This window comes from Actinomadura hibisca NBRC 15177 (assembly GCF_001552635.1).
Taxonomy (GTDB): Bacteria; Actinomycetota; Actinomycetes; order Streptosporangiales; family Streptosporangiaceae; genus Spirillospora; species Spirillospora hibisca.
The window spans coordinates 1-21,406 of record NZ_BCRO01000093.1 but is presented as its reverse complement, the minus strand read 5'-3'; the positions used below and the strand labels follow the sequence as shown (position 1 = coordinate 21,406).

The following is a 21,406-nucleotide window of genomic DNA, read 5'->3' as shown; positions in this document are numbered from 1 at the left end:
TACCGGAAGGTTGCGGAAACTGGCGAAACGGGCACATACCGGGTGAAAGGTCAGCATCGTGAACCCCCAGCACAGCTCCCCGGTCGCCGCGCTCGACATGGCCGCGCTCACCGCCCGCCTGGACGAGGCGCTGGAGGTGCTGCGCGGGACCTACGCGCCCGACCTCGGCGCGGGCGGCGGCTGGTACCACGAGCTGTCGCGGCCCGAGCCGGGCGCGACCGCGACCGCCCTGGGGCTGCTCGCCTTCACCGAGACCGGGCGGCCGTTCGAGCACTTCGACGACGGCCTGGCGTTCCTGGCCGCGCGGCAGGAGTCCTCGGCCGACCCGCTGCGCGACGGCGGCTGGGCGACCAAGACCAGCCTCGGCATCCCGGTCGTGGAGGCCACCGCCTGGATCGTGCGGTTCCTGTCCGGGGCCCGCTGCGGCCTGCGCGCCGGCGCGCCCGACCTGCGGCGCGGGCACGCCTGGCTGCTGCGCAACCAGAACCCCGACGGCGGCTGGGGCTCGCTGCTGGGCTGCCCGTCGCGGGTGTGGCTGACCTGCCTGGCGCTGCGCGCGCTGGTGCGGCTCGACCCGCACGACGACGCGGTGCGGCGCGGCGTCGAGTGGCTGACGGCCGACCGCAGCGTGAACCGGCCCGCGTGGGGGCCCACGCCCAGCGCGGCGCCGACCGTGACGCACACCGCGTTCGTGCTGGTGACGCTGGCCGAGGCCGACCCCGAGCGCAACGACGAACGGCTGCTGGCCGCCTACGACTGGTTGCGCGGGCGGGTGGACCCGGCCGACCGGCACGCCTGGATCGAGACCTACGACGTGTCGCCGTTCGGGCCCGGCGTCGAGCCGGTCTGGCGGCTGGCGTTGTGGCACCACGGGCTGCCGGTCGCGCTGGCGGCGCTGCTGCGCGACCCGCGCGGGGTGCCCGGCCCGCTGGTCGGGCGGCTCCTGCAGGCCCTGGTCGGCGACACGGTCACCGACCCGCGCCGCAACGGCCGTCCCGGCGACGGCCGCTCCTCGCTGTGGATGTTGTGGTGGCGGATGGAGGGCCTGCTCGCGACGGCCCGCGCCCCGCTGGCGCGCGGCCGGGACGTGCTGCACTGGCTGCCCGACGCGATCGTGGTGCAGCAGGCGCACGCCCGCGACCTGCCGCTGGCGGACCTGCTGCCGGGACGGCCCGGCCGCGCGCCCGTCCGGCTGCTGCTGCGGCACTGGGCGGCGCTCGCCCTGGGCCTGGTCGCCGTCGCCAGCATGGGCGGCGTGGCGACCCGGACGTGGGGATGGCGCGACTTCTGGCTCAGCGTGATCCTGCCGATGGTGATGACCACCGTGCACGAGGCGATGAAACGCCGCCGCGCGCAGACCCCGCCCGCGCCTCCCCCGGTGCCGCCACCGGCTCCGCACTGACCCCGCCGCGAGGACGGGCGGGTCAGGCGGCGGCGCGGCGGGCCAGTTCGGCTTCCCCAGCGGCGCGCATCGCCGCCACCGGCACGTCGGCGCGGCCGGTCATCAGCGTCACCTGCCGCACCGCCTGGTGCAGCAACATCTCGAAACCACCGACCACGGTTCCGCCCGCGTCCTGTACTGCCGCCGCCAGCGTCGTCGGCCACGGCGCGTACACCACGTCGAACAGCGCCGCCCCCGACGCGGCCACCGGCTCGGCGAACGTGTCGGCGGCCGTGCCCGGCAGCGTGGACACGACCAACTCGACCGGTGGCATCACGGGCACCCGGTCGAGCGTGCCTACCGGCACCTTCAACCCGAACCGCTCGCCCACCGCCACCGTCTCGGCGGCCCGGGACGGCTCGCGCACCGCGAGCCCCACCTCGGTCAGGCCCAGCTCCGCCAGCGCCGCCAGCGCCGAGGCGGCCGTCGCGCCCCCGCCCAGGACCAGCGCCGAGGCGGGCGCGGCCAGGCTCGCCTCGGTCAGCGCCGTCACAATGCCGTGCACGTCGGTGTTGTCGGCGTGCCGCCGACCGTCGCGCAATACGATCGTGTTAGCCCCGCCGACCGCGACCGCGAGGTCTGACACCGTGTCGGCGAGGTCGAGCGCGACCCGCTTGAGCGGCATCGTCAACGACAGGCCCGCCCAGGAGGCGTCGAGCCCCGCCAGGAAACCGGCCAGCCCGTCCTCGCCGCACTCGTGCGCGGTGTAGGACCAGCCGTCCAGCCCCAGCGCGGCGTACGCCGCCCGGTGCAGCACCGGCGACAACGAGTGGACGATCGGCGAGCCCAGCACCGCGGCCCGCGCGGTCATGCTCGTCCGGTCATGGTCGTCCCCACCGGATCAGTTGCCCGGGTTCTTGCGCTGCCACTGGCGGAACTCGGCGACGAGCTGGTCGAACTCCGCCTTCGTCTCCGCGAACTTGGTGATCTTGCGGTGCGGGTCGGTGGCCACGAAGTACATCCACCCGCCGCTGGCCGGCTTCAGCACCGCCTTGATCGCCGCCTCGCCGGGGTTGCTGATCGGCCCCGGCGTGAGCCCCTTGTGCCGGTAGGTGTTGTAGGGGTGCTCGGTCTCGGTCTCCTTGAAGCGCACGTCCAGCGTGCGCTTGTTCAGGAAGTACAACACCGAGGTGTCGAACGCCAGCGGCCACCCGATCTTGAAGCGGTTGAGCACCACCCGCGCGATCTTGGGCAGGTCCTGGGGCTTGCCGCCCTCGGCCTGGATCAGGCTCGCCATGGTGATCACCTGCTCGGGCCGCATGTCGACCTCGCGCGAGGCGTTGACCAGGTCCAGCCGCTCGGCCTCCTGGTTGAAGCGGGCCACCATCTGCTTGAGGATCTGCGCCGCCGTCGCGTTCGGGTTCAGGTCGTAGCGGCCCGGGAACAGGTAGCCCTCGACCTGGTTGAGGGCGCCGGCGGGCGCCTTCGCCCACGACGGCAGCCCGAGCGCCCTGGGGTTGCGCGACGCCGCCACGAAGTCCTTGGCCGGGATGCCGGTCTTCTGCGACAGCCTGGCGAACACCTCGGTGGCGCGCAGCCCCTCGGAGATGATGATCTGGTTGCCCGAGCGGGACTTGGAGTCCAGCAGGTGGGCCATCGCCGCCTTGGACGACATGCGCAGCCGCATCTGGTAGTAGCCCGGCTGGATCTTGCTGGCGTCGGGCTCGTTGGCGTAGACCTTCATGAAGGCCCGCACGCTCTTGATCACGTCGTGCTTCTGCAGGGTGGCGGCGATGGTGCCGCCGAGGTCGCCCTCCTTGACCTGGACGGTGACGTGCCCGGCGCCCTGGCCCTCGTAGTCGGGCGGGTTCATCCGGTTGTCCAGGAAGGCGTAGCCCAGCACGCCCCCGGTGCCCAGCACCGCGACCAGGATGGCCAGCGAGAAGAACACCACGGCGCTGTTCTTGCGTTTGCGCTTGCGCTGCTTCTTGCGCGCGGTGCGCTGCCCGCGGCGGCCCGGCGGACCGTCCACCGGCTGGCCGTCGCGACCGTAGGGATCTGAGAAAAGGTCCAAATCGTTCATGCGCTTCCCCGGACGATCTCGCCTGGGGGCCGTCCCGTCAACCGTTCCCCGTCCAGGGCCGCCTGAAGCAGGACCGCCGCGGCGGCCTGATCGACGACCCGGCGACGGGCCTGGCCGTGGACTCCCCCGGCGCGCAGGCCGCTCTCGGCCGTGACGGTGGTGAGCCTTTCGTCGTACAGCCGGACCGACGTCTCCGGGGGAAGCCGGTCGGCCAGCCAGTTCGCGAACCTGCGCGCGGCCGCCGCCGCCGGGCCCTCACGGCCCGACAGCGAGGTGGGCAGGCCCACGATCACCTCGACGGCCTCATGCTCGGCGACCAGCGCCGCGAGGCGGTCGATGTCCCCTTTGCCGCTCTTCACGGTCTCCAGGGGCGAGGCGAGGATCCCGCCGGGGTCGCTGCGGGCCACGCCGATGCGGACGCTGCCCACATCGACCCCGAGCCGGATTCCCTGCCTCATGTTTGCGCTCCGCTCACGGCGGGCTGGTCGCTCACGCGGCCCCTACGGCTCGTTCGACGGCGGCCAGCGCGTCGCCGATCGCTCCGGCGTCCGCACCTCCGCCCTGGGCCAGGTCGTCCTTGCCGCCTCCGCCGCCGCCGAGGGTCTTGGCGGCGAGGCCGACCAGCTTGCCGGCCTTCAGGCCGCGCTCGCGCGCGCCCTCGGTGACGGCGATGACCACGACGGGACGGTCCTTGGGCGCGCCCGCGACCATCACCACGGCCGGGCGGGCCTGGAGGCGGCCGCGCACGTCGACGGCGAGCTTGCGCAGGTCGTCGGCGCCGGTGCCGTCGGGGGCGCGGTGCCCCACGAACGCCACGCCGCCCACGTCCTTGGCGCCGTCGGCCAGCGACGCGGCGATGGCGAGGACCTGCTGGGAGCGCAGCCGCTCCAGCTCCCGCTCGGCCTCGCGCAGCCGGGAGACGACGCCCGCGACGCGCTCGGGCAGCTCCTCCTTGCGGGTCTTCATCTGCTCGGCGAGCTGGGCGACCAGCACGTTCTCCTTGGCCAGGAACCGGAAGGCGTCGATGCCGACCAGCGCCTCCACCCGGCGCACCCCGGCGCCGATGGACGACTCGCCCAGCACCTTGACCAGGCCGAGCTGCCCCGAGCTCGCGACATGGGTGCCGCCGCACAACTCGCGGGAGTAGTCGCCGATCTCCACGACGCGGACCTCGTCGCCGTACTTCTCGCCGAACAGCGCGAGCGCGCCCATGGCGCGAGCCTCGTCGATGGAGGTGTGGAAGGCCCGCACGTCCAGGTCGTTGATCAGGACCTCGTTGACCTCGTCCTCGACGTCGCGCAGCACGCTGATCGGCACGGCGCCGGCGGCGGTGAAGTCGAAGCGGAAGCGGCCGGGCGAGTTCTCCGACCCGGCCTGGGCGGCCGACTCGCCGAGCGCGCGCCGGAACCCGGCGTGCACCATGTGGGTGGCCGAGTGCGAGCGGGAGATGGCGCGCCGCCGCTCGACGTCGATCTCGGCGTAGGCGGTGTCGCCGACCTGGACCTCGCCCTGCCGGACGCGGCCCCGGTGCACCACCAGGCCGGGCAGCGGCGACTGCACGTCCTCCACCACCACGACCGCGCCGTTGCCGAGCTTGATCAGGCCCTGGTCGGCGAGCTGGCCGCCGCCCTCGGCGTAGAAGGGGGTGCGGTCGAGCACGACCTCGACCTCGGCGCCCTCGCCGGCGGCCTGGACGTTGGCGCCGTTGACCAGCAGGCCCGCCAGCCGCGCCTCGGCGACCACGTTGTTGTAGCCGATGAAGTCGACCTTGCCGCCGGAGGCGTTGAGCAGCTCGTCCAGGACCGAGACGTCGAGGTTGCCGGTCTTCTTGTCCTGGGCGTCCTTCTTGGCGCGGTCGCGCTGCTCCTTCATCAGCCGGCGGAACCCGGCCTCGTCGACCTCCAGGCCCTGCTCCTGGGCCATCTCCAGCGTGAGGTCGATGGGGAAGCCGTAGGTGTCGTGCAGCTTGAACGCCTGGTCGCCCGCCAGCGCCGCGCCGCCCGACCGCTTGGCCTCGGCGGCCGCGGTGTCGAAGATCGCGGTGCCGGTGCGCAACGTCTGGAGGAAGGACTCCTCCTCGGCGTCGATCACGGTGTGGATGTTGGCGGCGGTGCGCACCAGGTCGGTGTACTGCTCGCCCATCGCCGAGATCGCGGCGGCGGTCAGCTCGTGCATGAGCCCGGCCTCCTGCCCGCCGAGCAGCCGCAGGTTGCGGATGGAGCGGCGCAGGATGCGGCGCAGCACGTAGCCGCGACCCTCGTTGCCGGGGCGGATGCCGTCGGCGACCATCATCGTGCCGCTGCGCACGTGGTCGGCGACCACGCGCAGCGACACGTCGTTCCGCAGGTCGCGGCCGTAGCGGGTGCCGGTCAGCTCGGCGGCGCGCTCCAGGACCTTCCACAGGGTGTCGGTCTCGTAGATGTTGTCGACGCCCTGGAGGATCGCGGCCATGCGCTCCAGGCCCATGCCGGTGTCGATGTTCTTGGCGGGCAGGTCGCCGGTGACGTCGAAGTCCACCTTGGAGCGGACCGCGCCCAGCTGCTTCTGCATGAAGACGAGGTTCCAGACCTCCAGGTACCGGTCCTCGTCGGCCACCGGGCCGCCCTCGTCGCCGTACTCGGGCCCGCGGTCGTAGTAGATCTCCGAGCAGGGGCCGCCGGGGCCGGGCACGCCCATGTGCCAGTAGTTGTCGGCGAGGCCGCGGCGCTGGATGCGGCCCTCGGGCACGCCGACCTTGGTGTGCCAGATGTCGTGGGCCTCGTCGTCGTCGTGGTAGACGGTGACCCACAACTTCTCTTCGGGGAACCCGAACCCGCCGTCGGCGACGGGGGCGGTGAGCAGCTCCCACGCGAACGGGATCGCCTGCTCCTTGAAGTAGTCCCCGAGGGAGAAGTTGCCCAGCATCTGGAAGAACGTGGCGTGCCGGGTGGTCTTGCCGACCTCCTCGATGTCCGGCGTGCGCACGCACTTCTGCGCGCTGGTCATCCGGGGCGCCGGCGGCGTCCGCTGGCCGAGGAAGTAGGGCTTGAACGGCACCATCCCGGCGGGGACCAGCAGCAGGGTCGGGTCCTCGGCGATCAGGCTGGCCGAGGGCATCACGGTGTGCCCGCGCTGCTCGAAGTACTTGAGGAAGCGGCGCGCGACCTCTGCCGACTCCATGATCAGTGGCCATCCTTGTCGTCGTCGATGATGGTGTAGCGGCCCCGCAGGACCCGGCGCCGGGCGCCGTCGGACTCGGGCGGGGCCTGGTCCATGCGGACCGCCTCGCGCAGCTCGGCCTCGCGCGCGTGCATCTCCACGCGCACGTCGGCGGCGAAGCCGCGCAGCCGCGCCCCGGTGGACTGCCCGGCGGTCACCGCGCGCGCGGCGACGCCCTCCGGGGACCACGCCTGCACGACGCGCTCCACCTTCCGCTTGACGCGGTGGGTGGCGTAGACGCCGGCGCCGGCGCCCACCGAGAGCCAGAACAATCTTCTCACCTGCGCCCCTTACCGCCGGACCGGGCCGCCAGCTGGGGGCGGTCGCCCCCGGCCGGACCGCCGTCCGAGCCGCCGCCGTCGCGGTTGCCGAGGGCCTTGCGGACCCCGTAGGAGAAGGCCGCGGCCTTGACCAGCGGGCCGCCGACCACCGAGGTCATCACGGTGGTCACCGCCGACACGTTCTGGGTGACGGCGCCGACCTGCTTGGTGATCACGTCGGTGCGGCCGAGCTGCTCGTCGGCGCGCCGGACCGTGCGGGTCATGTCCTTCAGCAGGGGGCCGGCCTGCTCCCCGACGTCGCGCACCATCTCGGCGGCCTCGCCGAGCAGACGGGCGAGTTTGAGAAGGGTGTAGGCGAGGAAGGAGACCAGTACCGCCCAGAACACGGCCACGATGAGACCTGCGAGCTGTCCACCAGTGAGCATCAGGGCTTCCGTTCGCTGTGTCGGCTACGTCTGTCGGCTGCGTGCGTGTCGGCTGGTTGTGGTCGGGCTGCGTGCGGTCGGACCGCGGGTGGGCCGGCCGCTGAGGTTGTGCTGCCCACGGCGGCCCGCACCGTGGTGACAGACCCTACCGCGAGCGCCGGTCACGGCCGTGCGAGGCGCGGGAGCCCCCGGGCCGGGCCCGGGATCTCCGGGGGCAGGCTACCGGGACGGGGCCGCCGATGGCGGGACCATCGGGCGGGACGCCGTGCGGGTCAAGGCCGGGAACGGCTGGGGCACACGCGCCCCGGCACGCGTGCGGCCGGTCAGCCCCGGCGGTCGCCGGGGTCGCCGCGCAGCACCGAGCGGATGCGGGCCAGCACCTCCGAGAAGCGCCCCTCGGCGCCGTGCCGGGTGGGCCGGTAGTACTCGCGGCCGTGGACCGCGTCGGGCGCGTACTGCTGGCGCACCACGCCGCCGGGGTGGTCATGGGCGTACTTGTACCCCTCGCCGTGCCCGATGCGCGCCGCGCCCTTGTAATGCGCGTCACGCAGGTGGCCGGGCACCGGCCCGGCCAGGCCCTTGCGCACGTCGCCCAGCGCGCCGTCCACCGCCATGATCACCGCGTTGGACTTGGGCGCCAGCGACAGGTGGATGACCGCCTGGGCGAGGTTGATGCGGGCCTCGGGCAGGCCGACGAACTCCACCGCCTGGGCGGCGGCGACGGCGGTCTGGAGCGCGGTGGGGTCGGCCATGCCGACGTCCTCGCTGGCGTGCACGATCAGCCGCCGGGCGATGAAGCGGGGGTCCTCGCCCGCCTCGATCATGCGGGCCAGGTAGTGCAGCGCGGCGTCGGCGTCGCTGCCGCGGATGCTCTTGATGAAGGCGCTGATGACGTCGTAGTGCTGGTCGCCCTCGCGGTCGTAGCGGACCGCGGCGCGGTCGACGGCGCGCTCCAGCACGTCGGCGTCTATGACCTCGCCGTCGGCCACCACCAGGGCGGCGGCCTCCAGGTAGGTGAGGGCACGGCGGGCGTCGCCGCCGGCGAGCCGGATCAGGTGGTCCTCGGCGGCCGGGTCGAGGGTGACCGCGCCGCCCAGGCCGCGCTCGTCGGCGAGCGCGCGGCGGACCACCTCGCGCAGGTCGTCCTCGCCGAGGGGCTCCAGGGTGAGCAGCAACGAGCGCGACAGCAGCGGGCTGATCACCGAGAAGAAGGGGTTCTCGGTGGTGGCGCCGATGAAGGAGACCCAGCGGTTCTCCACGGCGGGCAGCAGCGCGTCCTGCTGGGCCTTGTTGAAGCGGTGCACCTCGTCGACGAACAGCACGGTCTGGCGGCCGGACATGCCGAGCTCGCGGCGGGCGAGGTCGATCTCGGCGCGGACGCGCTTGACGCCATCGCTGACGGCCGAGACTTCCACGAAGCGGCGCTGGGTGGCCTGGCTGACCACGGTGGCGAGGGTGGTCTTGCCGGTGCCGGGCGGGCCCCAGAGCACCAGCGACATGGGGACGTCGCGGTCGACCAGTTGCCGGATGGGGGTGCCGGGGCCCAGCAGGTGGGCCTGCCCGACGACCTCGTCCAGGCCGCGGGGCCGCATCCGCACCGCCAGGGGTTGTTCGGCGCCGTTCGGGGACGCGCCTGCGCCCGTGCGGCCGCCCGCTGCGGAGGAGGCTGCCTCCGCTGCTCCGTCACCCGGTCCGGCGGGCGCGTCGCGCTCGTCGGGCCGCTCCTGCGCCGGGTCGTCGAAGAGGCCCTCCGGCTGGCCCGGTCCCACACTGGTCACGCTCCGACACTATCTCGGGGGACCGACATTTCCGGCCGCGCCGGAGCCGGGGGACGCTCCAGCCAGAAGGTCGCCACCAGCGCCACCACGACCACCGCGACGCCGACCGCGCCGTCCAGCCAGTAGTGGTTGGCGGTCAGCACGACCACCAGCAGCGTCACCACGGGGTGCAGCACCGCCAGGTAGCGCCACCGGGTGCGGCCGTAGCGGATGATCCCCCAGGCGATCAGCACCGCCCAGCCGACGTGCAACGACGGCATCGCGGCGAACTGGTTGGCCATGCCCTCGCCGGGCTCGGTGGCGTAGGCGCTGGGCCCGTAGACGGTCATCAGGTCCAACATCATCATGTCCCCCATGTCGGGTGAGGGCAGTAGACGGGGCGGGGCCAGCGGGTACAGGGCGTGGATCACCAGCGCGAGGGCCGCCGACAGCGGGATCGCGGCCCGGATGCGCGGCCAGGCGCGGCGGTGCCGCAGGTAGACCCAGATCATGAACAGGATCGAGGCGGGGAAGTGGACCCGCACGTAGTACTGGTTGGCGGGCCATACCCAGCGGAGGCTCCAGTCCAGGGCGGCGCGCTGTAAGGCGGCTTCGTCAGGCAGGCCCAGCTCGCGTTCGAAGTTCCACAGGAACCGGGCGTGCTCGAAGGCGGTGTCGAAACGGCCGTCCACCAGGTGCCGCGCATATCCGTAGGCTCCCAATAGGGCCGCCATCAGCGCCGCCTGGAGGGCCGCCGCCGCGAGCGCCCTGGCCGTCCGGGCGCGCCAGAGGCTCGCGAAGGTGCTCCACATGCGTCCATCCTCGACGGTAATCTTCGGTAAAGCCTGGTCCGCGAGGATGGTCCGCGCTCCGTCGCGAGACCGAGCCGGACCGGGAACCCCCGGCCGGGTCGCGGCGTTGCTCTCGGGTGACCGGGACGGCGCTGGGTCAAGCGATGGGAACGAGGAGGTGACAGCGGGGCCATGACGGGGATCGGCGCACTCAGGCGGCACCACCGGCAGCGCCATGGGCTCGCGGGCCTGCTCATCGCGCTGTTCCTGGTGGGCGGGCTGGTCTTCAGCTACGGCCTGGGACACGCCCCGGCGCTGCGGCTCTGCACCGCGCACGACGCCGGTGTCCCCGCCGCCCCGACCGCGCCCGCCCTGCTCACCGGCTCCGCCTCGGGCCACGAGGCCGCCCATGCGGCGGGCCACAGCCCGCTGGCACACCTGGCGGTCCCGGACCTCGCCCAGGCGATCGCGCCCGCCGACCGGGCCCCGCTCGACCCGGCGCACGCCTGCCTGTGCCTGGCGGTGCTGCTGTCGCTGATGGTGCTGGCCCTGGTCGCCCCTTCCCGCCGCACGCTGCTGCGGTTGCCGCCCCGGCTGGGCTGGCTCGTCGGGCCGTCGGCGTCGACGACGCCCGCGCCGCCGTCCCTCAGTGCCCTGCAGGTGCTCAGGTTGTGATGGACCGGCCGTTCAGTCCGAACACCTCCGTCATCACCTAAAAGCACCCACAAGGGGATAAGAATGTCCAAGAGCGCTCGTAACCGCGCGCAGCAGCGCAACGCCCTGACCCAGCGCCAGGTGCCCTGGGGCGGCATCATTTTCTTCGGCGTCATCGGCCTGGTGGCCGCCGTCGCCATCGGTTTCGCCTTCCTCCAGTCGCGGCCGTCCTCGGCCGACGGCGGCGGCTCGATCGCGGGCCTGGTCCAGAAGGACGACCTGAGCCGCGAGCACACCACCGACGCCGTCACCTACGACACCGCCCCGCCGATGGGCGGCTCGCACGACCCGATGTGGCAGAACTGCGACGCCCGCGTCTACGACCGGCCGCTGCGCAACGAGAACGCCGTGCACTCCATGGAGCACGGCGCGGTGTGGATCACCTACCGGCCCGGCCTGGACGCCGCGCAGGTGGCCGCGCTGGGCGCGAAGGTCAAGGCGACCGACTACTCGCTGATGAGCCCCTACCCCGGCCTGGACGCCCCGATCGTGCTGTCGGCGTGGGGCAAGCAGGTCAAGGTGCAGGACGCCGGCGACCCGCGCGTCGACGCGTTCCTGCGCGCCTACGTGAAGGGCCCGCAGACGCCCGAGCCGGGCGCGGCCTGCACCGGCGCGAAGGACGCCGCGTGACGCAGGACGCCCCTGCGGCCGACCTCACGGAGGACGCGGCGGACCGCCGTCCGGCACCGCGCGGGCGGCGGGTCACCGCCGTCCTCGCGGTGCTGGTCCTGGTGGCCGCCGCGGCCTTCGCGGGGCTGGCCGCGCTGCGGTCGGGCGAGCCCGGCCCCGACGGCCCCGAGGCCGGGTTCGCGCGGGACATGAGCACCCACCACTCCCAGGCGGTGCGGATGGCGTTCACCGTCCGCGACCGCACCCGCGACGAGGCCGTGCGGACGCTGGCGTTCGACATCGCCACCACCCAGCAGTCGCAGATCGGCATGATGACCGCCTGGCTGGACCGCTGGGGCGCGCCCAAGACCGACCCGGCGGGCACGATGCGCTGGATGGCCGGGCACCCCGGCCACCCCGGCGGGGCCGCCGGGGGCGGGGCCTTCACGATGCCCGGCATGGCGACCCGCGAGCAGCTCGCCGAGCTGGAGCGGCTGTCCGGGCGGGCCGCCGAGGTGCGCTTCCTGCAGCTGATGATCGTGCACCACCGGGCCGGGGTCCAGATGGCGCAGGCCGCGCTGACGCTGGCGGGCGACGAGCAGGTGCGGCGGCTGGCGCGGACCATGGTGGACGGGCAGCGCTCGGAGATCGACCTGATGGAGCGGATGTTGCGGGAACGCGGCGCCACCACCGGCTGAGGCGGTCCGGCGGCCCGCGGTCGATCTTTCCCATAGCGCTTGACAGCGCGGGCCGATCGCGGGTCACTGGGCGCCATGGCTCAGGAACTCAGCGGCTACCGGCGGGCACTGGATCTGTTCGAGCGCAGGGTGGCGGACGTCCCGCCGGACGGCTGGGACGCGCCGTCGCCGTGCGCCGGGTGGACCGCGCTGGAGGTGGCCGGGCACGTCATCGGCGGGCAGCACCTGGTGCTGGCGCTGGCCACCGGCGAGCCGGAGCCCGACGTCACCGCCGACCCGGCCCGGTTCTGCGCCGGGGACCCGCTGACGGCCTGGCGGGCGGCGCGTAAGGAGTGCGCCGCCGCCCTCACCCCGGCCGCGCTGCGCCGCCCCATCCCGTTCGGCGCGCTGGGCGACCTGCCGCTGGGCGACTACCTGGGCGGCTACATCCTGGAGCCGCTGGTGCACACCTGGGACCTGGCGCGGGCCACCGGGCAGCCCGCCCGGCTGGACCCCGACCTGGTGCACCACGCGTTCGCGACCGCGCAGGTGGTGGCCGCCGCGCTGCGCGGCGACGGGCGGCTCGGGACCGCCCTGCGGCCGCCGCGCGGCGCCGACGAGCAGACCCGGCTACTGGCCTTCCTCGGCCGGACCGCGTAGCTTCCAAGGCCCGGCCCAGGAGGCGTTCCAGAAGAACGTCAGGAGAACTCGGCGAGCGTGCGCTCGGCCTCCTCCAGCCACGCGCGGCGGGCCGTCAGGGCCTCCTCGGCGTCGCGGACGTCCTTGTCGCGCCCGGCGGTACGGGCCTTGTCCAGCCGCTTCTCCAGCTGCTCGATCGAGTTGCGCAGCTGCGCCACGGTGGCCTCGGCGCGGGCGCGGGCCTCGGGGTTGGTGCGCCGCCACTCCTGCTCCTCGGCGCCCCGGATCGTCTCCTCGATCTTGCGGAGCCGCCCCTCCAGCCGGTCGCGCTGGTCGCGCGGCACCATGCCCGCCGCCTCCCAGCGCTCCTGGACCGAGCGCAGCGCCTGGCGGGCGGCGCGCACGTCGCGGACCGGCAGCAGCTTCTCGGCCTCGGCCAGGATCTGCTCCTTGACCTCGGCGTTGCCCTGGAACTCGGCGTCGCGCTCGGCGAACGCGGCGCCGCGCGCGGCGAAGAAGGTGTCCTGGGCGCCCTTGAAGCGGGTCCACAGGTCCTCCTCCACGTCCCGGGAGGCGCGGCCGGCCAGCTTCCAGCGGCGCATGAGGTCGCGGTAGGCGGCGGCGGTGTCGCCCCAGTCGGTGGAGCCCGCCAGCGCCTCGGCCTCGGCGACCAGGCGCTCCTTGTCCTTGCGGGCCTCCTCGCGCTGGTCGTCCAGCGTCGCGAAGTAGGCCTTGCGGCGCTTGGTGAAGGCGTTGCGGGCCGACGACAGGCGCTTCCACAGCGCGGTCTCGGTGGGCCGGTCGATGCGGTCGGCGGCCTTCCACTCCTCGACCAGCTGGCGCAGCCGCTCGCCGCCGTTCTTCCAGTGCGTCTCCTCGGCCGCGATGCGCTCGGCCTCGGCGACGATGCGCTCCTTGACCTCGCGCGCCTCGTGCCGGGCGTGCTCGCGCTGGGCCTTGACCTGCTCGCGGCGCTGCCCGACCAGCTCGGTCAGCGCGTCCAGCCGCCGGACCAGCGACTCCAGGTCGCCGACCGCGTGCGCGTCGGTGACCTGCTCGCGCAGCCGCGCGATGCTCTGCTGGGCCTGCTGCGGCTGCAGGTCGGTGGTCTTGACCCGCTGTTCGAGCAGCCCGATCTCGGTGGCCAGCGAGTCGTACTTGCGCTTGAAGTACGCCAGGGCCTCCTCGGGGGCGCCCGCCTGCCAGGACCCCACGACGCGTTCACCGTCCGACGTCTTCACGTAGACGGTGCCGTCTTCGTCCACCCGGCCCCAAGGATCGGTCGCGCTGGACACGCTTGCCTCCTGTATCGCGGACCCGGCCGTGCTCACACCCACCGGACCCTCCACACCTTAGTATCCCGTTCGCCTATTTCCCGGCGATCGCGACGTCCTGGATCGTGACCTTCTTCTTCGGCTCGCCGGTGCCGTCCTGGCCCGGCTTGTCGATGCCCGCCTTGGCGACGGCCTCCAGCTTGTCGAGCCCCGAGGTGATCTCGCCGAAGACCGTGTAGTCCGGCGAGAGCTGCGAGTCGCCGTACACCAGGAAGAACTGGCTGCCGTTGGTGCCGCCCCCGGTCGGGGACTGGCCCGCGTTGGCCATCGCCAGGGTGCCCTTGCCGTACTTGGCGCCCTCGGTGTTCTCGTTGTCGAACTGGTACCCGGGGCCGCCGGAGCCCTTGCCGGTGGGGTCGCCGCACTGGAGCATCTTCAGGCCCTCGCTGGTGGACAGCCGGTGGCAGTGGGTCTTGTTCCAGAAGTCCTTCTTGGCCAGGAACGCGAACGAGTTGACCGCGCAGGGGGCCTTGGCGCCGTCCAGCGTCAGGCCGATGTCGCCCTGGCTGGTCTTGATCGTCGCCTTGACCGTGCCCTGGTAGGCGGGCTTGACGGGCGGGGTGCCCAGGCCCTTGGGGGCGCCCGGCTCGCTCGCGGCGGTGTAGGCGCACTCCCCCGGCTTGGCCTTGGCCTGCGGGGTCGCCGAGGCGTCGGCTCCCGCCTCGGACGCCTTGTCGCCGTCGTCCTTGCCGCCCACCGCGGCGGCGACGCCCGCCCCGGCACCGGCGATCACCGCGACCGCGGCCACCGAGCCGACGATCTTCAAGCGGCGGGCGCGGGCGGCCTCCGCCTGCCGCCGCTGCTCCTGGCGCTCATAGCGCTGCCGAGCCAACTGCTTCTTGCGGTCCTTGGCCGCCACGTGCCCGCCTCTCCGCCGTGATCTGGTGAACGTGCAGCGCATAGTAGCGGGCCGTGGGAGCCCGCGCGCCGCTGGCCCGGCACGGCCGCCGCCCCGCCCCGAACGGCCCGGATGCCGCCGACACGGCGATCGGGCCATCTCGTTCGCGGTGGCCACGGCCACGCCGGTACCCTCGGAGGCATCGCGCGCGCCCGGGGACGCCCGGCCGCAGGACGCGAGACTCTCCAAGAAGGTCTTCAGGAAGGACGACCGTGCTCGTCGCCGGGTTCCCCGCTGGTTCGTTCGCCGCCAACTGCTACGTGGTGGCGCCCGCCGCGGGCGAGGAGTGCGTGATCATCGATCCGGGCCAGGACGCCGAGGCCGGGATCGACGAGATCCTGCGCGAGCACCGGCTGAAGCCGGTCGCGGTGCTGCTCACCCACGGCCACATCGACCACGTGTGGTCGGTCGCGCCGGTGTGCGGCGCCAAGGACGTCCCGGCCTACATCCATCCCGACGACCGCGACCTGCTGACCGATCCGGCCAAGGGGCTGTCGCTCCAGGCGGGCCAGCAGCTGTTCGGCGGGATCACGCTGGCCGAGCCGGACGACGTGCAGGAGCTGACCGACGGCCAGGCGATCACGCTGGCGGGCCTGGACTTCACCGTCGACCACGCGCCCGGCCACACGCCGGGCTCGGTGACCTTCCGGACCCCGCCGGCCGGCGAGGTGCCCGACGTGATGTTCACCGGGGACCTGCTGTTCGCCGGGTCGATCGGCCGCACCGACCTGCCCGGCGGCTCGTACGAGCAGATCCTTGCCAGCCTGGCGCGGGTGTGCCTGACGATGCCGGACCAGACCGCCGTGCTGCCCGGCCACGGCCCGCAGACCACCATCGGCCGCGAGCGCGGCACCAACCCCTTCCTGGCGGAGCTGGCTCCCCAGGACGGGCCTGACAAGGGATTCTGAGCCTAAAAGATCATGAGTTCGAGCTTTCAGGCCCCCAAGGGGGTCAAGGAGTACGCGCCGCCGCAGGCGGACCTGTTCTACGCCATCCGCGAGGCGTTCGCCGAGCAGGCCCGGCTCGCCGGGTACGGCTACCTGGAGCTGGCGGTCTTCGAGGACACCAACCTGTTCAAGCGCGGGGTCGGCGAGTCCACCGACGTGGTGTCCAAGGAGATGTACACCTTCGAGGACCGCGGCGGCCGCTCGCTGACGTTGCGCCCGGAGTTCACCGCCACCGTGCTGCGCTCGGTGCTGGAGCACAACCTGCACAAGCAGGGCGGGCTGCCGGTGAAGGTGTGGACCAGCGGCCCGGCGTTCCGCGCCGAGCAGCCGCAGGCCGGCCGGTACCGGCAGTTCTACCAGCTCGACCTGGAGGCGATCGGCAGCGAGGACCCGCAGGTCGACGCCGAGACCATCGCCATCGCGGCGAACTGGTACAAGAGCCTCGGCCTCACGCAGGTGCGGCTGCTGCTGAACTCGCTGGGCTGCAAGGAGTGCCGTCCGGCCTACCGGGCCCTGCTCCAGGAGTTCCTGCGCGGCCTCGACCTGGACGACGCCACCCGCGCCCGCATCGAGATCAACCCGCTGCGGGTGCTGGACGACAAGCGCCCCAAGGTCCGCGAGCAGGTCGCCGGGGCCCCGCTGATGGCCGACCACCTGTGCGGCGACTGCAAGGCCCACCACGACCGGGTCCGCGAGCTGCTGGCCGACCTCGGCGTCGCCTGGGAGGACACCCCGACGCTGGTGCGCGGGCTGGACTACTACACCCGCACCACCTACGAGTTCGACCACCCGCTGCTGGGCGCCCAGTCCGGCATCGGCGGCGGCGGCCGCTACGACGGGCTGTCGGAGGACATCGGCGGCCCGCCGCTGCCGGGCATCGGCTTCGGCCTCGGCCTGGACCGCACCGTCCTGGCGCTGGAGGCCGAGGGCGCGGCGTTCGCCGCCAAGCCCCGCTGCCAGGCGTTCGGGGTGGCGCTGGGCGAGGCCGCCGAGCGCCGGGTCTTCTCGCTGGTGGCCGAGCTGCGCGCGGCCGGGATCGCGGCCGACATGGCCTTCGGCGGCAAGAAGCTGAAGGGCGCCATGAAGGACGCCGACCGGTCCGGCGCGCGGTACGCCGTCATCCTGGGCGACCGGGACCTCGCCGCCGGGGAGGCCCAGGTCAAGGATCTGGGCAGCGGCGACCAGGACGCCGTCCCGCTCACCGAACTCACCGCCACGTTGAAGGAAAGGCTGTCACGATGATCCGCTCGCACGAGGCGGGGACGCTCCGCAGGGAGCACGCCGGTCAGCAGGTGACGCTGGCCGGCTGGGTCGCGCGCCGCCGCGACCACGGGGGCGTCACCTTCATCGACCTGCGCGACGCCTCCGGCTCCGCCCAGGTCGTCTTCCGCGAGGAGGACACCGCCCACGACCTGCGCGCCGAGTACTGCGTCAAGATCACCGGCGAGGTCCGGGTGCGGCCCGAGGGCAACGAGAACCCCGAGCTGCCCACCGGCGAGATCGAGGTGGCCGCCACCGAGATCGAGGTGTTGTCGGAGTCGGCGCCGCTGCCGTTCCCCATCGAGGGCGACGTCAACGTCAACGAGGAGATCCGGCTCAAGTACCGGTACCTCGACATGCGCCGCGAGCCGGTCGCCAAGGCGATGCGCATCCGCTCCACGGGCGCGCAGATCGTCAACCGGGTGCTGGACGAGCACGGCTTCGTCAACGTCGAGACCCCGACGCTGACCCGCTCCACGCCCGAGGGCGCCCGCGACTTCCTGGTCCCGGTGCGGCTCAAGCCGGGCCACTGGTACGCGCTGCCGCAGTCCCCGCAGCTGTTCAAGCAGCTTCTGATGGTCGGCGGGCTGGAGCGGTACTACCAGATCGCCCGCTGCTACCGCGACGAGGACTTCCGCGCCGACCGGCAGCCGGAGTTCACCCAGATCGACGTCGAGATGTCGTTCGCCGAGCAGGACGACGTCCTGGCGGTCGGCGAGGCCATCGTGCGCGCGTTGTGGAAGGAGATCCTCGACCACGAGATCGGCGAGATCCCCCACATCACCTACGCCGACGCCATGGCTCGCTACGGCTCCGACAAGCCCGACCTGCGGTTCGGCAACGAGCTGACCGACATGACCGAGTACTTCGCGGGCACCTCCTTCCGGGTGTTCCAGGCCCCCTACGTGGGTGCGGTGGTCATGCCGGGCGGCGCGTCCCAGACCCGCAAGGAGCTGGACGGCTGGCAGGACTGGGCCAAGGCGCGCGGCGCGCGCGGCCTCGCCTACGTGCTGGTCCAGGAGGACGGCGCGCTGGGCGGCCCGGTCGCCAAGAACCTGTCCGACGAGGAGAAGGCCGGGCTGGCAGGCAAGGTCGGCGCCAAGCCGGGCGACGCGGTGTTCTTCGGCGCGGGCAAGCCGCACTCCACCCGCGAGCTGCTGGGCGCGGCCCGGCTGGAGATCGGCCGTCGCTGCGAGCTGATCGACAAGAACGCGTGGGCGTTCTGCTGGGTCGTGGACGCGCCGGTGTTCGAGCCGGTCGAGAACGACAAGGGCGAGCAGATCGGCTGGACGGCGGTGCACCACCCGTTCACCGCGCCCAAGCCCGAGTACGCCGACACCTTCGTGTCCGACCCGGGCTCGGCCCTCGCCAACGCCTACGACATCGTCTGCAACGGCAACGAGATCGGCGGCGGCTCGATCCGTATCCACCGCGCCGAGATGCAGCAGCGGGTGTTCGACGTGCTGGGGCTGTCCAAGCAGGAGGCCGAGTCGCAGTTCGGGTTCCTGCTGGAGGCGTTCAAGTTCGGCCCGCCGCCGCACGGCGGCATCGCCTTCGGCTGGGACCGCACGGTCATGCTGCTGGCCGGCGAGGACTCCATCCGCGACGTGATCGCCTTCCCGAAGGCCGCCTCCGGCTACGACCCGCTGACGGCCGCGCCGACGACGATCACCGAGCAGCAGCGCAAGGAGGCCGGGATCGACTTCGTCCCGGACGAGGACGCCGGGGAGCCCGCCTCCGTCTGACCCCTCTGAGCACGGCGAAGGGCCGGTCCGAGCGGACCGGCCCTTCTTCGTGTGCGCGGATCAGCGGTTGGTGCCGCTGGTGACGCGGTAGACGTCGTACACGCCGTCGATGGACCGCACGGCCTTCAGGACGTGCCCCAGGTGCTTGGGGTCGCCCATCTCGAAGGTGAAGCGGCTCACCGCGACGCGGTCGCGGGTGGTGGTCACCGACGCCGACAGGATGTTGACGTGCTGGTCCGACAACACCCGCGTGACGTCCGACAGCAGCCGCGGCCGGTCCAGCGCCTCGACCTGGATCGCCACCAGGAACACCGAGTCCTCGCCCGGCGACCACTTGACGTCGATCAGCCGGTCCGGCTCCTCCTTGAGCTGGGCCACGTTGGAGCAGTCGGCGCGGTGCACCGACACCCCGTGCCCGCGCGTGACGAACCCGACGATGTCGTCGCCGGGCACCGGCGTGCAACATCGCGACAGCCGCACCCACACGTCGGGGTCGCCCGCCACCACCACGCCGGGGTCGGTGGAGGGGCGGTTGCGCTTGCGCCGCGTCGGCAGCGCGATCTCGGCGAGGTCCTCCTCGGCGCTCTCCACGCCGCCGAGGGCGTCCACCAGGCGCTGCACGACCGTCTGCGCCGACACCTGGTTCTCGCCGACCGCCGCGTACAACGACGACACGTCGGGGTAGCGCATGTCGCGGGCCAGCGCCAGCAGCGCCTCCCCCGACATCATGCGCTGCAGCGGCATGTTCTGCTTGCGCATCGCGCGCGCGATGGAGTCCTTGCCGGACTCGATCGCGGTGTCGCGGCGCTCCTTGGAGAACCAGTGCCGGATCTTGTTGCGGGCGCGGGCGCTCTTGACGAAGTTCAGCCAGTCGCGGCTCGGCCCGGCGTCCGGCGACTTGGAGGTGAAGATCTCCACCGCGTCGCCGTTGTCGAGGGTGGACTCCAGCGGCACCAGCCGCCCGTTGACCCGCGCGCCGATCGTGCGGTGCCCGACCTCGGTGTGGATCGCGTAGGCGAAGTCGACCGGCGTCGCGCCCTGCGGCAGCGCCATCACGTCGCCCTTGGGCGTGAAGACGAACACCTCCGACACCGACAGGTCGAAGCGCAACGACTCCAGGAACTCGGCCGGGTCGGCGGTCTCCTTCTGCCAGTCCAGCAGCTGCCGGAGCCACTGCATGTCCCCCGCCTTGCGCCCGGCGAGGGTCTCCTCCTTGTACTTCCAGTGCGCGGCCACGCCGTACTCGGCCCGCCGGTGCATGCCCCAGGTGCGGATCTGCAGCTCCACCGGCTTGCCCTCGGGGCCGATCACGGTGGTGTGCAGCGACTGGTACATGTTGAACTTCGGCATCGCGATGTAGTCCTTGAACCGGCCGGGGACCGGGTTCCACCGCGCGTGGATGGTGCCGAGGGCGGCGTAGCAGTCGCGGACGCTGTCCACCAGGACCCGGATGCCGACCAGGTCGTAGATGTCGTCGAAGGACACGTCCCGCGCGATCATCTTCTGGTAGATGGAGTAGTAGTGCTTGGGGCGGCCGGTGACGGTGGCCTTGATCCGCGACTCGCGCAGGTCGGCCGACACGTTCTCGATCACTTCCTGGAGGAAGATGTCGCGGCGCGGGGCCCGCTCGGTGACCAGCCGGGCGATCTCGTCGAAGCGCTTGGGGTAGAGGGTGGCGAACGCCAGGTCCTCCAGCTCCCACTTCAGGGTGTTCATGCCGAGGCGGTGGGCCAGCGGCGCGAACACCTCCAGCGTCTCGCGGGCCTTCTTCTCCTGCTTGTGCCGCGGCATGTAGCGCAGCGTGCGCATGTTGTGCAGCCGGTCGGCGAGCTTGATCACCAGGACGCGGATGTCGCGCGACATCGCCACGACCATCTTGCGCACGGTCTCGGCCTCGGCCGCGTCGCCGTACTTCACCTTGTCGAGCTTGGTGACGCCGTCGACCAGCGCGGCGATCTCGTCGCCGAAGTCGCCGCGCAGCTCCTCCAGCGTGTAGTCGGTGTCCTCGACGGTGTCGTGCAGCAGCGCCGCGCAGAGCGTCTCGGTGTTCATGCCCAGCTCGCCGAGGATGGTCGCCACGGCCAGCGGGTGGGTGATGTAGGGGTCGCCGCTCTTGCGCTTCTGGTGGCGGTGGTAGTGCGCGGCGACGTCGTAGGCGCGCTCGATGAGCCGCAGGTCCGCCTTGGGATGGGTGTTGCGGACCGTCTTGATCAGTGGTTCGAGTACCGGGTTCATGGTGGGTCCGCGCTGGGCCCCCAGCCGGGCGAGCCTGCGGCGCACCCGGGCGGCGGACGGTGGGATGGTGGCCGGCGTGGGCCGGGCGGGGGCCTCGGGCCGGTCGGCGTCCGGCTCGCCCCCGGCTTGGTCGGCGGTTTTGTCGGCGGTCCTGGCGGGGCTCTGCTCGGCGGCTCCGCTCCCGCCCTCGCCCCCGGTGGTCACCTGCTCGGGAACGGCGGGCCGCTCCCCGGGTGCCCCGGGTGCCGTCGCCTCAGAGGCTCCGGCGCGCTCGGCGGGCTGCCCAGAAGGCTCGGCGGGCTGCCCGGAAGCCTGCTCGGCGGCCTCCGGTCGGTCGGCAAGGGCCGGGGCTTCGGCGGGCGGGCGCTCGGCGGCGTCCGGGCCGCTCGCGGCGTCCCGGACCGGCCCGGCGGGCGGCGCGGCGGGCGGAGC

The 21,406-nt window shown here is 73.0% G+C and carries 19 protein-coding genes; 8 read left to right on the top strand and 11 right to left on the bottom strand.

The genetic code is table 11. From position 1 onward, the window contains the following. Positions 1-58: 58 nt before the first annotated feature. The gene (locus tag AH6_RS34570; protein ID WP_067488662.1) at positions 59-1,402 is read left to right on the top strand and encodes a prenyltransferase/squalene oxidase repeat-containing protein; all 1,344 of its coding nucleotides are present in this window, start codon (positions 59-61) and stop codon (positions 1,400-1,402) included. 22 nt (positions 1,403-1,424) lie between these two features. Here the strand turns inward: AH6_RS34570 and AH6_RS34565 are convergent, their stop codons facing one another. The 8 genes from AH6_RS34565 to AH6_RS44900 form a co-directional block, all read right to left on the bottom strand. Beyond that, a complete protein-coding gene (locus AH6_RS34565) occupies positions 1,425-2,252 on the bottom strand; it encodes a shikimate dehydrogenase (protein WP_067488659.1) in 828 nt (275 codons plus the stop codon). 30 nt (positions 2,253-2,282) lie between these two features. Then, positions 2,283-3,464 carry an endolytic transglycosylase MltG gene (gene mltG / locus AH6_RS34560; protein WP_067488658.1) on the bottom strand — a complete coding sequence of 394 codons (1,182 nt, stop codon included), beginning with the start codon at positions 3,462-3,464 and terminating at the stop codon, positions 2,283-2,285. Further along, a complete protein-coding gene (gene ruvX, locus AH6_RS34555; protein ID WP_067488656.1) occupies positions 3,461-3,922 on the bottom strand; it encodes a Holliday junction resolvase RuvX in 462 nt (153 codons plus the stop codon). The genes mltG and ruvX overlap by 4 nt, the downstream gene beginning before the upstream one ends. A 31-nt stretch (positions 3,923-3,953) precedes the next feature. Continuing rightward, entirely contained in the window at positions 3,954-6,623 is a 2,670-nt protein-coding gene (alaS, locus tag AH6_RS34550; RefSeq protein WP_067488654.1) for an alanine--tRNA ligase, read from the bottom strand. A 2-nt stretch (positions 6,624-6,625) separates the two neighbouring features. After that, on the bottom strand, positions 6,626-6,943 hold the full coding sequence (locus tag AH6_RS34545) for a hypothetical protein (protein WP_067488651.1): 318 nt from the start codon (positions 6,941-6,943) through the stop codon (positions 6,626-6,628). Next, positions 6,940-7,368 (bottom strand): DUF948 domain-containing protein, encoded by a 429-nt coding sequence (locus tag AH6_RS34540; protein ID WP_067488649.1) that lies wholly within the window; start codon positions 7,366-7,368, stop codon positions 6,940-6,942. The genes AH6_RS34545 and AH6_RS34540 overlap by 4 nt, the downstream gene beginning before the upstream one ends. 323 nt (positions 7,369-7,691) lie before the next feature. Next, entirely contained in the window at positions 7,692-8,960 is a 1,269-nt protein-coding gene (locus AH6_RS34535) for a replication-associated recombination protein A (RefSeq protein WP_245679602.1), read from the bottom strand. Positions 8,961-9,142: 182 nt separating this feature from the next. Further along, positions 9,143-9,937 (bottom strand): phosphatase PAP2 family protein, encoded by a 795-nt coding sequence (locus AH6_RS44900; RefSeq protein ID WP_067488647.1) that lies wholly within the window; start codon positions 9,935-9,937, stop codon positions 9,143-9,145. A gap of 171 nt (positions 9,938-10,108) precedes the next feature. Between AH6_RS44900 and AH6_RS44895 the strand changes: the two genes are divergently transcribed. The 4 genes from AH6_RS44895 (at position 10,109) to AH6_RS34510 (ending at position 12,576) form a co-directional block, all read left to right on the top strand. Next, positions 10,109-10,591, top strand: a complete 483-nt coding sequence (locus AH6_RS44895; protein WP_067488645.1) for a hypothetical protein — start codon at positions 10,109-10,111, stop codon at positions 10,589-10,591. Between the two features lie 63 nt (positions 10,592-10,654). Next, positions 10,655-11,260 (top strand): thioredoxin-like domain-containing protein, encoded by a 606-nt coding sequence (locus AH6_RS34520; RefSeq protein ID WP_067488643.1) that lies wholly within the window; start codon positions 10,655-10,657, stop codon positions 11,258-11,260. Continuing rightward, positions 11,257-11,937 (top strand): DUF305 domain-containing protein, encoded by a 681-nt coding sequence (locus AH6_RS34515; RefSeq protein WP_067488642.1) that lies wholly within the window; start codon positions 11,257-11,259, stop codon positions 11,935-11,937. Before AH6_RS34520 ends, AH6_RS34515 begins: the two co-directional genes overlap by 4 nt. 75 nt (positions 11,938-12,012) lie before the next feature. Next, positions 12,013-12,576 (top strand): TIGR03086 family metal-binding protein, encoded by a 564-nt coding sequence (locus tag AH6_RS34510; protein ID WP_067488641.1) that lies wholly within the window; start codon positions 12,013-12,015, stop codon positions 12,574-12,576. A gap of 38 nt (positions 12,577-12,614) precedes the next feature. Here the strand turns inward: AH6_RS34510 and AH6_RS34505 are convergent, their stop codons facing one another. After that, positions 12,615-13,850, bottom strand: a complete 1,236-nt coding sequence (locus AH6_RS34505; protein WP_067488640.1) for a DUF349 domain-containing protein — start codon at positions 13,848-13,850, stop codon at positions 12,615-12,617. 73 nt (positions 13,851-13,923) lie between these two features. Continuing rightward, entirely contained in the window at positions 13,924-14,748 is an 825-nt protein-coding gene (locus AH6_RS34500) for a peptidylprolyl isomerase (protein WP_067488639.1), read from the bottom strand. 251 nt (positions 14,749-14,999) lie between these two features. Here AH6_RS34500 and AH6_RS34495 point away from each other — a divergent pair, with 251 nt between their 5' ends. From AH6_RS34495 to aspS, 3 genes are read left to right on the top strand one after another with little or no spacing between them, the layout of a single operon-like run. After that, entirely contained in the window at positions 15,000-15,695 is a 696-nt protein-coding gene (locus AH6_RS34495) for an MBL fold metallo-hydrolase (protein ID WP_067488638.1), read from the top strand. A gap of 12 nt (positions 15,696-15,707) precedes the next feature. Then, positions 15,708-16,976, top strand: coding sequence for a histidine--tRNA ligase (gene hisS / locus AH6_RS34490; protein ID WP_067488636.1), 1,269 nt, complete (start codon positions 15,708-15,710; stop codon positions 16,974-16,976). Beyond that, positions 16,973-18,739, top strand: a complete 1,767-nt coding sequence (aspS, locus tag AH6_RS34485; RefSeq protein WP_067488634.1) for an aspartate--tRNA ligase — start codon at positions 16,973-16,975, stop codon at positions 18,737-18,739. Before hisS ends, aspS begins: the two co-directional genes overlap by 4 nt. A gap of 60 nt (positions 18,740-18,799) precedes the next feature. Here the strand turns inward: aspS and AH6_RS34480 are convergent, their stop codons facing one another. Beyond that, positions 18,800-20,974: a RelA/SpoT family protein gene (locus AH6_RS34480; protein WP_067488725.1), complete on the bottom strand. Its 2,175-nt coding sequence runs from the start codon at positions 20,972-20,974 to the stop codon at positions 18,800-18,802. Between the last annotated feature and the right edge of the window lie 432 nt (positions 20,975-21,406).